At 43.6% G+C, this 13,290-nt stretch carries 10 protein-coding genes; 7 read left to right on the forward strand and 3 right to left on the reverse strand.

All coding sequences use genetic code 11. The features are described 5' to 3' along the window. The 7 genes from EHW67_RS20960 to EHW67_RS19945 all read left to right on the forward strand — a co-directional run. Positions 1 to 4,378 (forward strand): hypothetical protein (locus tag EHW67_RS20960; protein ID WP_317126900.1); only part of this gene is annotated, 4,378 nt, incomplete at its 5' end. A 31-nt stretch (positions 4,379 to 4,409) separates the two neighbouring features. After that, positions 4,410 to 6,434, forward strand: coding sequence for a T9SS type B sorting domain-containing protein (locus EHW67_RS19920; protein WP_126164169.1), 2,025 nt, complete (start codon positions 4,410 to 4,412; stop codon positions 6,432 to 6,434). A 3-nt stretch (positions 6,435 to 6,437) separates the two neighbouring features. Next, positions 6,438 to 7,406 (forward strand): PorP/SprF family type IX secretion system membrane protein, encoded by a 969-nt coding sequence (locus EHW67_RS19925; protein WP_126164170.1) that lies wholly within the window; start codon positions 6,438 to 6,440, stop codon positions 7,404 to 7,406. A 370-nt stretch (positions 7,407 to 7,776) separates the two neighbouring features. Then, the gene (gene idi, locus EHW67_RS19930; RefSeq protein ID WP_126164171.1) at positions 7,777 to 8,310 is read left to right on the forward strand and encodes an isopentenyl-diphosphate Delta-isomerase; all 534 of its coding nucleotides are present in this window, start codon (positions 7,777 to 7,779) and stop codon (positions 8,308 to 8,310) included. A 206-nt stretch (positions 8,311 to 8,516) separates the two neighbouring features. Beyond that, complete coding sequence (locus EHW67_RS19935; RefSeq protein WP_126164172.1) at positions 8,517 to 8,924, forward strand: 6-pyruvoyl trahydropterin synthase family protein; 408 nt, start codon at positions 8,517 to 8,519, stop codon at positions 8,922 to 8,924. 108 nt (positions 8,925 to 9,032) lie between these two features. Next, positions 9,033 to 10,001, forward strand: coding sequence for a type I phosphomannose isomerase catalytic subunit (locus tag EHW67_RS19940; protein WP_126164173.1), 969 nt, complete (start codon positions 9,033 to 9,035; stop codon positions 9,999 to 10,001). A 31-nt stretch (positions 10,002 to 10,032) separates the two neighbouring features. Next, a complete protein-coding gene (locus EHW67_RS19945; protein ID WP_126164174.1) occupies positions 10,033 to 10,302 on the forward strand; it encodes a hypothetical protein in 270 nt (89 codons plus the stop codon). Positions 10,303 to 10,355: 53 nt separating this feature from the next. Here the strand turns inward: EHW67_RS19945 and EHW67_RS19950 are convergent, their stop codons facing one another. Genes EHW67_RS19950 through EHW67_RS19960 form a run of 3 tightly spaced genes read right to left on the reverse strand, consistent with a single transcriptional unit; the run spans position 10,356 to position 13,211 of the window. After that, the gene (locus EHW67_RS19950; RefSeq protein WP_126164175.1) at positions 10,356 to 11,060 is read right to left on the reverse strand and encodes a DUF4369 domain-containing protein; all 705 of its coding nucleotides are present in this window, start codon (positions 11,058 to 11,060) and stop codon (positions 10,356 to 10,358) included. A gap of 44 nt (positions 11,061 to 11,104) precedes the next feature. Further along, entirely contained in the window at positions 11,105 to 12,367 is a 1,263-nt protein-coding gene (locus EHW67_RS19955) for a DUF819 family protein (protein ID WP_126164176.1), read from the reverse strand. A 40-nt stretch (positions 12,368 to 12,407) separates the two neighbouring features. Beyond that, positions 12,408 to 13,211: a Cof-type HAD-IIB family hydrolase gene (locus EHW67_RS19960; protein WP_126164177.1), complete on the reverse strand. Its 804-nt coding sequence runs from the start codon at positions 13,209 to 13,211 to the stop codon at positions 12,408 to 12,410. Between the last annotated feature and the right edge of the window lie 79 nt (positions 13,212 to 13,290).

A 13,290-nucleotide genomic window follows, 5' to 3' on the forward strand; every position in this document is an offset into this window, starting at 1 on the left:
AGCGGACCAAGTAACGATTACAGGTATAGGTACTGCTGCGGATCCTTTCAAGGTAGAGGATCTTTCCATAGTAACGGCCAAACTAGGTGCGGATGCGGTTACCAACTCCAAAATTGCGGATGATGCAGTGCAATTGGAAAATATTGCTGATGGTACGGCTTCAGGCCAGGTAATGCAATGGGACGGAACTGAATGGACCCTTGTGGATTTGGGTTCTGTAACCGTTACTGAAAATGATGGGGTCATAGGAAATGAGGTTACAAACGCAACTGATGGCACCTTGGTGCGCTCTGGAGCAGGAACAACGGGTAGTCCTTATACTTTGGGTGTTGCTACAGCTGGGATTACAGCAAATGAATTGGCCGATGATGCGGTAACTGCCGCTAAGATCAATTCGGATGTGGCTGGTAGTGGATTGGTACAGAACGTTACCACTGGAGCTTTGGAAGTTGATGGAACGGCGATTTCCGGTGATGGGGATATTACGTCTTCAGATCTAACTGTAGGGGGCGATTCCAATGCCCTATTGGGGGACGTTACTCTCGAAATATCGGCAGGAGCCGTGGGAACAACCGAATTAGGTGCCGATGCGGTTACCAATGCAAAATTGGCGGACGACGCGGTACAGACAGAAAATATACTAAGTGGAGGAAACGATAAGGTATTGGTTACCGATGCAGTGGGAACAGTGGAGTGGATCGACAAGTCGAGCTTCGCCGCCATAGCGGACCAAGTAACGATTACAGGTGTAGGTACTGCTGCGGATCCCTTTAAGGTAGAGGACCTTTCCATCGTGACAGCCAAACTAGGTGCCGATGCGGTTACCAATTCAAAATTGGCCGACGACGCGGTACAGACAGAAAATATACTAAGTGGAGGTAACGACAAGGTGTTGGTTACCGATGCAGTAGGTGCAGTGGAGTGGATCGACAAGTCGAGCTTCGCCGCCATTGCGGACCAGATAACGATTACCGGTGTAGGTACTGCTGCGGATCCTTTCAAGGTAGAGGATCTTTCCATAGTAACGGCCAAACTGGCTGATGGTGCGGTTACCACCGTGAAATTGGGTGCCGATGCGGTTACCAATGCAAAATTGGCGGACGACGCGGTACAGACAGAAAATATACTAAGTGGAGGAAACGATAAGGTATTGGTTACTGATGCAGTAGGTACGGTAGAATGGATAGATAAGTCCATGTTGGATACGGACAATCAAGGAATTAGTAGTTCCGTTGTTAGTGCAAACGAATCGGTAAATATTGCCTTGGAACGAGGAGGTAGCACTACTATCGATATTCGCGATGCAGATGATGATCCTAATAATGAAATAGAATTACCAGTGGGGGGAACAGGCGGTCAAGTTCTTTCTACTGATGGGTCAGGAACATATTCTTGGGTTGACCCTGATACAGGTCCACAAGGTCCGGCAGGTCCCCAAGGTCCTCCTGGAAGTGATGGAGCCCAAGGTCCAGCAGGTCCCCAAGGTCCAGCTGGAGCGGATGGTGCTGACGGGGCAACCGGAGCAACGGGAGCCAAAGGAGATAAAGGTGATACAGGAGCCCAGGGTCCAGCAGGTTCGGATGGTGCCGATGGAGCGGATGGTGCTGACGGAGCAACAGGAGCAACAGGAGCAACGGGAGCTACAGGGGCAACGGGAGCCAAAGGAGATACAGGAGCCCAAGGTCCAACAGGAGCCCAAGGTCCAGCAGGTTCGGATGGTGCCGATGGTGCTGACGGAGCAACAGGAGCAACGGGAGCTACAGGAGCAACGGGAGCTACAGGAGCAACGGGAGCCCAGGGTCCAACAGGAGCCCAAGGTCCAGCAGGTTCAGATGGTGCCGATGGTGCTGACGGGGCAACGGGAGCCACAGGAGCCACAGGGGCAACAGGAGCCAAAGGAGATAAAGGTGATACAGGAGCCCAAGGTCCAGCAGGTGCCGATGGTGCCGATGGTGCCGATGGTGCTGACGGGGCAACAGGAGCAACCGGGGCAACGGGAGCCAAAGGAGATAAAGGTGATACGGGAGCCCAGGGTCCAACAGGAGCCCAAGGTCCAACAGGAGCGGATGGTGCCGATGGAGCGGATGGTGCTGACGGAGCAACAGGAGCAACGGGAGCCACAGGAGCAACGGGAGCCACAGGAGCAACGGGAGCTACAGGGGCAACGGGAGCCAAAGGAGATAAAGGTGATACAGGAGCCCAAGGTCCAACAGGAGCCCAAGGTCCAACAGGAGCGGATGGTGCCGATGGAGCGGATGGTGCTGACGGGGCAACAGGAGCAACCGGAGCAACGGGAGCCAAAGGAGATAAAGGTGATACGGGAGCCCAAGGTCCAACAGGAGCCCAAGGTCCAGCAGGTTCGGATGGTGCCGATGGTGCCGATGGTGCTGACGGAGCCACAGGGGCAACGGGAGCCAAAGGAGATAAAGGAGATAAAGGTGATACAGGAGCCCAGGGTCCAACAGGAGCCCAAGGTCCAGTAGGTTCGGATGGTGCCGATGGTGCCGATGGTGCTGACGGAGCCACAGGGGCAACGGGAGCCAAAGGAGATAAAGGAGATAAGGGTGATACAGGAGCCCAGGGTCCAACAGGAGCCCAAGGTCCAGCAGGTTCGGATGGAGCGGATGGTGCTGACGGAGCAACAGGAGCAACCGGAGCTACAGGGGCAACGGGAGCCAAAGGAGATAAAGGTGATACGGGAGCCCAGGGTCCAACAGGAGTCCAAGGTCCAGCAGGTTCGGATGGAGCCGATGGAGCCGATGGTGCTGACGGAGCAACAGGAGCAACAGGAGCAACGGGAGCCACAGGGGCAACGGGAGCCAAAGGAGATAAAGGTGATACAGGAGCCCAGGGTCCAGCAGGTTCGGATGGTGCCGATGGTGCTGACGGGGCAACAGGAGCTACAGGAGCAACGGGAGCCACAGGGGCAACGGGAGCCAAAGGAGATAAGGGTGATACGGGAGCCCAGGGTCCAGCAGGTCCCCAAGGTCCAGCAGGAGCTGATGGTGCCGATGGTGCCGATGGAGCGGATGGTGCTGACGGAGCAACAGGAGCAACGGGAGCAACCGGGGCAACGGGAGCCAAAGGAGACAAAGGTGATACGGGAGCCCAGGGTCCAACAGGAGCCCAAGGTCCAGCAGGTTCGGATGGTGCCGATGGAGCGGATGGTGCTGACGGGGCAACAGGAGCAACGGGAGCAACAGGAGCAACGGGAGCCACAGGGGCAACCGGAGCCACGGGAGCCAAAGGAGATAAAGGTGATACAGGAGCCCAAGGTCCAGCAGGTTCGGATGGCGCCGATGGTGCTGACGGAGCAACAGGAGCAACGGGAGCTACAGGGGCAACGGGAGCCAAAGGAGATAAAGGTGATACAGGAGCCCAGGGTCCAACAGGAGCCCAAGGTCCAGCAGGTTCAGATGGCGCCGATGGTGCTGACGGAGCAACAGGAGCAACGGGAGCTACAGGGGCAACGGGAGCCAAAGGAGATAAAGGTGATACAGGAGCCCAGGGTCCAACAGGAGCCCAAGGTCCAGCAGGTTCGGATGGTGCCGATGGAGCGGATGGTGCTGACGGAGCAACAGGAGCCACAGGGGCAACGGGAGCAACGGGAGCCAAAGGAGATAAAGGAGATAAAGGTGATACAGGAGCCCAAGGTCCTGCAGGAGCTGATGGTGCCGATGGAGCGGATGGTGCTGACGGGGCAACAGGAGCAACGGGAGCTACAGGTCCAACAGGAGCCAAAGGAGATAAAGGTGATACAGGAGCCCAAGGTCCACAGGGTCCAGCAGGTCCAGCAGGTTCGGATGGTATAGATGGAGCTGTAGGTCCGCAAGGACCAGCCGGTCCAACGGGGGCACAAGGTCCAACCGGAGCTACAGGGGCACAGGGTCCAGCAGGAGATCCTGCTAGTGATGACCAAACCTTGAGTATTAGCGGGGATGAATTGACCATCTCTGGTGGAAATATGGTAACACTACCAACAGCAGACGGAACAGAAACGATAGTAAATGCGGGTAACGATATTAGTGTAACTGGTAATGGTAGTAGTGCTACTCCTTATGTAATTGCAAATACCCGACCAAATATATTTTATCCTCCTTCCATTGCTGTGGATGCCTCAACAACGGGTACAGGAAGAACTATTGACCTGCATGCACAATATACGGCTCAATTTGGATCGCCAATGGTGGCCAGTAATTTAGCACCTGGGGCTATACCAACCTATGCTAATACAGATCTATACTATTATGTCACCTATTATGACAATACTGTATTCAGCAATGTAAGTGTAGATGAATTTGGGGTCATGACTTATGATGTTATAGCAACACCAACAGATTACAATTCATTGATTAACGTGGTATTTGTAGTAAAATAATTATATATAACCAATAAGGTATATCAGGAGTTTGAAGCCAATACATATATATAGATTTCTTTTTGTTACCCTTGTAACCATATTTTTTGGTGTAGAAAGGGCCAGTGCACAGTTTTTGCTACAGGCGCCCAATAGCACCGATGAACATAATTACAAATGGTACGAGGCTTCTGATACCACTACGGTATTGGGGACAGATTTCTTTTATGAAGCGACCGCTTCAGGTATCTATTTCGCAACCTATGACGGAACCCTTTGCGGGTCAAATGCAACTGGTTATTTTATTGTTACAGACTGCAAAAGTCCCGACAACGAAGTAACACTGGACATATCCAACAATGTAAGTCCCAGTACCGCTATAAGTTGGTCGCCAGCTGTTGGCGGAGATCAATTAAGACCCACGGTTATTGCTACAGAGAGTGTAGTGCGTTATACTGCTACGGTCACTAAGGCCGGAAATTCTTTCGACCTTCCCAACTTTACGGTGGTTTGTTTGCAACAATCCAGTGTATTGGTCGATGATTTTATTACTGTAAATGAAGATTCATCCGTGGTAGTGCCCATTTTTGATAATGACAGCGGTTTGCCCACAGATGGTATTTTAACAACCTCCAATCCCTTCAATGGCAATGTTCTAGTGGATGATAATGGTACGCCAAATAATCCGTCGGATGATGTGGTTACATATGTGCCCAATCCAAACTTTAATGGATCAAGTACCTTTACCTATACCATTTGTAATGCATTGGGTGATTGTAGTACGGCTACAGTTAATGTTGAAGTGATTCCAATTGTGGATGCCTTTGATGATTCTGTGGCTACTTTAGAGAATACGCCCGTAGATATAGATTTCTTAATGAACGACAATGATGTCCCTATTCAAGGAACCATTACTACTACAAGTCCCTCCAATGGCAATGTTGTAGTTGACAATAATGGAACTGTAAACGACTTAAGGGATGATATACTAACCTATACCCCAAATAATGGTTATGTAGGAAGTGATATGTTTACGTATACTATATGTGATAACCAATCCAATTGCAGTACGGCCAATATCAATATTTTGGTAAACCCAATGGGAATTGTGGATATAGATAGTGATGATGACGGCATATTGGATAGTTTTGAAGATCTTAATTTGGACAATGATAACGATCCGGTAACTGATGCGACAGATTCAGATGGGGATGGTATTCCTGATTATTTGGATATAGACAGTGATAACGATGGTATTCCTGATAATGTGGAAGCTCAAACAACTTTAGGTTATATCGCCCCATCAGCTGTGGATGCCAACAATAACGGTCTGGATGATGCCTATGAGAGCAATGGGAATATAGGACTATTTCCAATAGATACAGATGGAGACAGTCTTCCCGATTATTTGGATGATGATAGTGATAATGATAATGTTCCGGATAATATTGAAGGGCATGACCATGATCACGACGGTATTCCCGATGTGCTGCTCATTGGTTCGGATAAGGATAATGATGGCTTGGATGATGGCTATGAGGGCAATACGGCAATTGATGTAGATGTTAATGATGAGATTAATGATCCGTACAATGATCTTCCCAATACGGATATTGATGACGAGGTGGACTATAGGGATGCGGATGACGATGATGATGGGATACTTACAGTGGACGAGGACAGCAATACCGATGGTAACTACGCTAATGATGACTTTGATGCGGACGGAACACCGGACTATTTAGATTCCGATTTGATTGTGCTAGACGAGGAATTGGAGGTGTTTAATGTTATAACCCCTAATAATGATGGTATTCACGATGTATTAACCATTAAGGGTATAGAAAACTATCCTAATAACACTATAAAGATATATAATCGTTGGGGAGTATTGGTATATGCAACCAAAGCCTATAACAATGACTCCAATTACTTTGACGGAACTTCTGAGGGTAGGGTAACCGTTGAAAAGGACAATCAATTACCGGTAGGGACTTATTTCTATATATTGGAATATACGCCCTCATCAGTCGGAAAGATGACTACCCTTACAGGTTATATTTATATAAACAGATAACGGATGCCAAAATTTAAAAAAAATATATCAGGATCCCACTTATTGTCAATATGGTTGTTTATTGTATTCGTCTTGTCCGGTCTTTCTTTAAGATCACAACAAGATGCACAATATACTCAGTATATGTATAATACCATGAGTGTAAACCCTGCATATGCTGGCTCTCGTGGACATATTAGTATAGCTGCCCTGCATAGATCGCAATGGGTTGGTTTGGACGGGGCACCTACAACTCAAACCTTAAATTTGCACTCACCCATTAGTTATAAGGGGGTAGGACTTGGGATTTCTATTGTAAACGACAAAATTGGTCCCACTTCGGAAACCTATTTTGATGGTGATTTCTCATATACTATCTACACCTCCCAAGAAGGTAGATTGAGCTTTGGGCTTAAGGCAAGTGCACATTTGTTGGATATACGGTTTTCCGAGTTAAATCAGGATTATTCAAGTCCGGGAGGACCAGACCCAACACTTCAGCAGGACGTGGACAATAAATTTTCACCTAATATTGGTGCAGGTATTTATTACCATACACAGAAGTTCTATGCTGGATTATCTGTACCCCGTTTTCTGCAGACCACGCATTTTGATGGAGAGTCCTTATCAACTGCTAGGGAGCAGATGAATTTGTATTTAATTACTGGGTATGTTTTTGATTTGAATACAAATTTAAAGTTCAAACCTGCTATATTGACCAAAATGGTGCAAGGGGCGCCTCTTCAGGTAGACGCATCAGCCAATTTTATGCTCAATGACAAGTTTATTGTTGGAGCGGCCTATCGCTGGGATGCAGCTTTAAGTGCCATGGTAGGCTTTCACATCTCCAATTCATTTCTTATAGGCATGGCTTATGATAAGGAGACCACAGAATTGGGCCAGGCTACATTTAATGACGGTTCCTTTGAAATTATTTTGAGGTACGACTTCATAAAAGAGCTTGGAAACCTAAAATCGCCACGATTTTTTTAGTCCACCTTATTACTTTAAATTTTCTTTTTTAAGGTACTTGTTGGGAGAATTACGGTTTCTGGGTAATATTTATTCCTATCAAGTCACTGAAAAATGTAGTGTACACTCCCGCGGCAGTACCTGGCAGTTTCAAGTTTTGGGTGTGGCGGTGTAGGGGAGTACTTTCCAAGACCTGAGCATTTATGAAAAAAGACACCTTCGTATCAGTATTAAGAGTATGCTGCAATTTATTTTTCCAAAATTTATAACTAGCTTGTTTAAATTGGCGTAGAATTACGGGTATAGCAGTAATTATAAATCTGTTCGCATAGTATATAATATTTTAAGCTCCTTAGTCCGTAATATTGTTGAAAGGTTTTATTTTTACAACATGGAAGAGGAAAAGGTAATATTAGTAAATCAGAATGATGAACAGATAGGGACAATGCCCAAAATGGAAGCTCATGAAAAGGCGCTTTTACATAGGGCGTTTTCGGTATTTGTAATGAACGATAAAGGAGAAACTATGGTTCAACAAAGAGCGGGACACAAATATCATTCCCCTCTATTGTGGACAAATACATGCTGTAGCCATCAACGGGAAGGGGAGAGTAATATTCAGGCTGGAAAAAGAAGATTGCAGGAAGAGATGGGCTTTGTAACCGAATTAAAGGAATTGTTTTCCTTTGTCTATAAAGCCCCATTTGACAATGGTCTTACAGAACATGAATACGACCATGTTATGATGGGGCATTATAACGGGGAACCTAAAATTAATCCGGAGGAAGTTGCATCATGGAAATGGATGAAGCCATTGGATATTAAGGATGACATGCTTAAGTCCCCAGAAAAATACACAGCCTGGTTTAAAATTATATTTAACAAATTTTACAATCATATTTCCCAATACGATTCAGCCCTGTAGATGGACTTATTGATAATAGTTATTTTTATTCTTTAGTTAAGCGACTCACAGTAAAATGAAATTTTAAAACATGGGGTTTTAAATCAATACTAGGTTGTTACATAAATAAAGACGAACTGATTAAGAAATATTTTAAGGCTAATGATTATTGACTGTTAAAATAATTACGGATTAAATGTAACCTCAAAATCAATAAAATAACAGGAATGAAAGTAAAGGTTAGTAGAAAGGCACACTTTAACGCAGCGCACAGGTTGTATAAGCCCGAATGGAGTTTTGAAAAAAATGACTCGGTTTTTGGTTTGTGCAATAACCCCAATTTTCACGGTCATAATTATGAATTAGTGGTAAGTGTTAGTGGTGAAATAGATGAGGAGACAGGTTTTGTTATAGATATGAAAGAGCTTAAAGATCTGATAAAGGAAAAAGTGGAAACCGAATTGGATCACAAAAATTTAAACGTTGAGATAGAATGGTTTAAATCGGTAAATCCTACAGCAGAAAATATTGCTGTATATATATGGAATAGATTAAGGCCTTATATTGCGCCAACAAAGGAATTGGAAGTGGTACTTTACGAAACCCCAAGAAACTTTGTAACTTATTCCGGATAAATAATGTAATTAAGGTAATTGTTTAATGCATGATCTAGTTAACATATCTAGAATCCTTGCATTATTACAATTTAAAATTAGAATACAAACCAACAATACATAGAAAACATGAACTTATACCCTTTAAAGTTTAATCCCATTTTAAAAGAGCGCCTGTGGGGCGGAACAAAATTAAAAGATGTTTTGGGCAAGCCAATTGAAAGTGATATTACTGGCGAAAGTTGGGAGTTGTCCGCTGTGGAAGGTGATGTTTCCACAGTGGCCAATGGAGAACTTGCGGGTACTTCCCTGCAACAATTGATCAATGATTATCCAGAGGAATTATTGGGAAAAAGTGTTTTTGAGCGATTTGGGAAGGATTTCCCTATACTTATAAAGTTTATAGATGCCAAGCAAGATTTGTCCATACAGCTTCATCCGAACGATGAATTGGCCAAAAAGCGCCATAATTCTTTCGGAAAAACAGAGATGTGGTATATAATGGACGCCGATCCAGGAGCGGAGTTGATTGTAGGTTTTAATAAAGATGTAACCAAGGAGGAATATGCCAAAAGCATTGAAGAGGATACTCTTTTGGACTTGCTGAACTATGAAGAGGTAAAGGAAGGGGATACCTTCTTTATTAATACCGGTAAGATGCATGCCATTGGTGCAGGTGTTCTTTTGGCAGAAATCCAACAGACATCTGATATAACCTATAGGGTTTTTGACTTTAATAGAAGGGATAAGAACGGAAATATGAGAGAGTTACATACCGACCTTGCTTTGGATGCTTTGGATTATACCAAAAAGGATGATTTTAAGGTAAAATATGCCAACCAGAAAAATGGTATCAATAATATGGTGTCCTGTCCTTATTTCAATACTAATTTTATGGAACTGACCAAGGATTTAAACTTGGAACTGGATTTAAGGGATTCCTTTACAATCTATATGTGTGTTGGAGGATCGGCTACTATCAGCAATGAATTTGGTGCTACTTCTATTAAAAATGGAGAGACCGTATTGGTGCCTGCCAAATCTAAAAGTGTTAATATTAGTACAACGAGTGCCAAACTTTTAGAGGTTACAATCTGAAATTGATTACTTTTGCAAAAAAATAATAGTAATGGCAAGTATAAGAGATTTAAAAAAAGACATTAATTACGTTTTAGGAGATATTATTGAAGCGGTATATGTAGTGGAGGCTTCAGGAAATAAAGACAATTCAAAGGAAGCGAATGCTGTAATAGATAGTGCTATAGAAACCTTTGATGATTTAATCGCAAAAGTGAACCTTAAATCTGTAGATAACAGACAGGCTCATTTGAAATCGGTTAGGGCTGAATTGGAAACAAAGGCTAATTCATTGATAGAGCAATTGAATAAGCTAGGGTAGTTGATACCAAGGAAAAACAATAAAAAAAAGCATCCGAATTCGGATGCTTTTTTTTATTCTTTCTTTAATTCCGAAATATGTTCCTTTAATTCTTTTCCGTATTTGGAGTTGGCCACCTCGGCGGAAAGGGAATTGTTTATAGAATCCAAATATTTTATATTGGCGTCCGCAACTTCTTTAACCGCTATATAGGGTGCTACATAAGAGTCTGTATTGTTCAATGCAAAATTGAGTGCGAACAAATAACCCCTTTTTACATTTCTATCGCTAAGGTTTTGAATGGAATCCCATGCTGCTGGATTATTTTGGATCTCAGGTTCCAGCCCCGTCCTTATATACTCCAAATTTTTGGTATTGAACTTAGACATTACTTTTTGGTACTCCATTAACTTCTCATGGCTTTTAGATCCCTCAACTTTGGCATTAAGATCAAAGGTGTTCCAAGAGGTGTTAATGGTAATATTTCCGGGCTCTCCAAAAAAAGTGATGCGGTCATTAATATTGTTGTTGTCCTCTTTGTCCAGATAGAGATAAAAAATTTCGGGACTTTGTACTTCCGTGGTAAAGGAAAAATTTCCATCGCCCTCTACTATTAATGAATCAATTGTAACTAAGGTGGTGTCTGCAATATGCTGCAGGTATAAAGTTCCTTTTTTCAAACCTTTCACATTTCCACTAACGGTCATGGTGTTTTCTGAACTCCCGGCACAGGAGGTCAACAGAGCTGCCAGTAGGGCGACGATCAATAAATTCTTCATAGTATTATTTTTGAAGCGCAAATATCATTAAAGTTTATCTAATTTTAAACTTTTGAGGCAATTTCCATAAGAATTGTACAGAGTATAGCTCCCCCTGTCCCGACCACGTAACCAAATACTGCCAATAAAACGCCTACTGAGGTCAGGGCCGGATGAAATTCAGCTGCCACAACGGGAGCGGAGGCCGCTCCTCCCACATTGGCCTGACTCCCTACAGCCAAGAAAAAATAAGGGGCTTTAATTATCTTGGCAACCAGAATAAGCAGGCCGGCATGAATGCTAATCCAAACAAATCCAATAGCAATTAAACCAGGATTTTCCAATACCTTACTTAGATCCATCTTCATACCAATTGTGGCCACTAGGATATAAATGAATACACTGCCTAGTTTACTGGCCCCTGCACCTTCATAGTTTTTGGCCTTGGTAAAAGATAGGCTAATTCCAACCATGGTAGCTAGGACTACCATCCAAAAGAAACTGGAACCTAAAAAGGATAGAAAACTTTTGTTGTCACTGACACTTTCATAGTTCTTGGTTAAGAAAGCGCTGATATGGTCTCCTAAAAAATGGGCAATACCAACTCCTGTAAAGGCAAAAAAGAGCATCATCATATAATCCTTGGAACTCGGTACCCTAGTTATCTTTTCTGAGAATGCAGCAACTTTAATTCGTAATTCCTCAATAGCCGAAGTATCAGATTTAAGCCAGCGGTCTATACCATTGGTTTTGCCCACACCTAATAATATTATGGCCATCCAAACATTGGCCACAACAATATCTACCAACACCATTCCCCCATATTTGTCCGGGTTGTATTGATATATTTCCAACATGGCAGCTTGGTTGGCACCACCACCTATCCAACTACCTGCAATAGTTGACAGACCACGCCATACCGCATCAAAATCATTGCCGCCAACTGTTTCCGGGGAGAAAATGGAAATTAACAAAATAGCCAATGGCCCCCCAATAATAATACCTACAGAACCTGTTAGGAACATGATCAATGCTTTGGACCCCAAATTGGATATGGCCTTGAGGTCTATACTTAAAGTCATTAAGATTAATGCTGCGGGAAGCAGATACCTACTGGCCATAAAATATAGGTTAGAGGTTTCGTCCGCTATTAATCCACTACTGGCCAAGATGGATGGTAATACATAGCACATTAAGACTGCGGGGACTATATTATAGAATTTTTTCCAAAAACCTGTTTTTATGGAAGAGGTGTAAAATATAAATCCCAGACAAAGGGTGAGTAGTCCAAATACAACTGTATCGTTGGCAATTATAGGTTCGTTCATAAATGTTTGTTCAATTGCTTATCGGCTGGGCCAAATATAATTAAATTAAAATATGATTTTTTAAGAATTGGGCCACTCCATCTTTGGTGTTTTCCAATGTAATTGCCTTGGCTATCTGTTTTACTTCTTCCCTAGCGTTGCCAACGGCAATTCCCAGGCCAACGTTTTGCAGCATTTCCATATCGTTATAGTTGTCCCCAAAGGCTATGACTTCATTAAGACTTTCATGTTCTTGTAACAATAGTTTTATGGCTGTTAGTTTTGAGACCGTTTTTGGTGCAATCTCAATCAGGGTGTCATTGGACCGATAGAGGTTCAAGGTTTCTGAAAATTTATTTTGAAGTAAGGGCAAAAGACTGTCTGTGTTTTCTTTGTTCCCCATCAGCATAATCTTGTGGGCTCCCATTTTTCTCTTTGTCCAGTCGGCTATGGTTTCTCCAGTGTTCCTGTAGAGGGGAAGGGTCTTTGTATACTTTATTTCCTTTTGTACCCGTTCAGAATCTGTTTGCACATACCATTCCCTATTGGAATACAACCCAAGCTCAATGCCTACCTTGTCTGCCATGTCATAAATAGAAGTTATTTGTTCCATGTTAATGTAAGTAGAGAACAGCTCTTCGGCCCCATGTAGAACCAAGGCCCCATTATAGCAAATAATAGGTTCATTTTCTATCCCGAGATTTTTTTGAATATAGGTCATGGATTGGGGCATCCTAGCAGAAACCAATATAATTCTCAGGTGTTCCTTTATCCTATTTATTTCGGAAATGGTGAAATCGGAGACGTTATCCTTGTATGTTAATAAGGTGCCATCCAAATCGGAACAAAGTATTTTGTAATCCATAAGTAGATATGTGGGGTTTAATTTTTAAATGTATTAAGGGGCAAAGATAAAGTTTAAGACCAAAATTTATCCTAAGTTG

This window comes from Arenibacter aquaticus (assembly GCF_003957295.1).
In the GTDB taxonomy this organism is placed as follows: domain Bacteria; phylum Bacteroidota; class Bacteroidia; order Flavobacteriales; family Flavobacteriaceae; genus Arenibacter; species Arenibacter aquaticus.

Coding starts and splice junctions, on each gene's coding strand:
- idi (WP_126164171.1), top strand. CDS start 7,777: ATGGAAGAGGAAAAGGTAATATTAGTAAATCAGAATGATGAACAGATA.
- EHW67_RS19940 (WP_126164173.1), top strand. CDS start 9,033: ATGAACTTATACCCTTTAAAGTTTAATCCCATTTTAAAAGAGCGCCTG.
- EHW67_RS19935 (WP_126164172.1), top strand. CDS start 8,517: ATGAAAGTAAAGGTTAGTAGAAAGGCACACTTTAACGCAGCGCACAGG.
- EHW67_RS19960 (WP_126164177.1), bottom strand. CDS start 13,211: ATGGATTACAAAATACTTTGTTCCGATTTGGATGGCACCTTATTAACA.
- EHW67_RS19945 (WP_126164174.1), top strand. CDS start 10,033: ATGGCAAGTATAAGAGATTTAAAAAAAGACATTAATTACGTTTTAGGA.
- EHW67_RS19950 (WP_126164175.1), bottom strand. CDS start 11,060: ATGAAGAATTTATTGATCGTCGCCCTACTGGCAGCTCTGTTGACCTCC.
- EHW67_RS19955 (WP_126164176.1), bottom strand. CDS start 12,367: ATGAACGAACCTATAATTGCCAACGATACAGTTGTATTTGGACTACTC.
- EHW67_RS19925 (WP_126164170.1), top strand. CDS start 6,438: ATGCCAAAATTTAAAAAAAATATATCAGGATCCCACTTATTGTCAATA.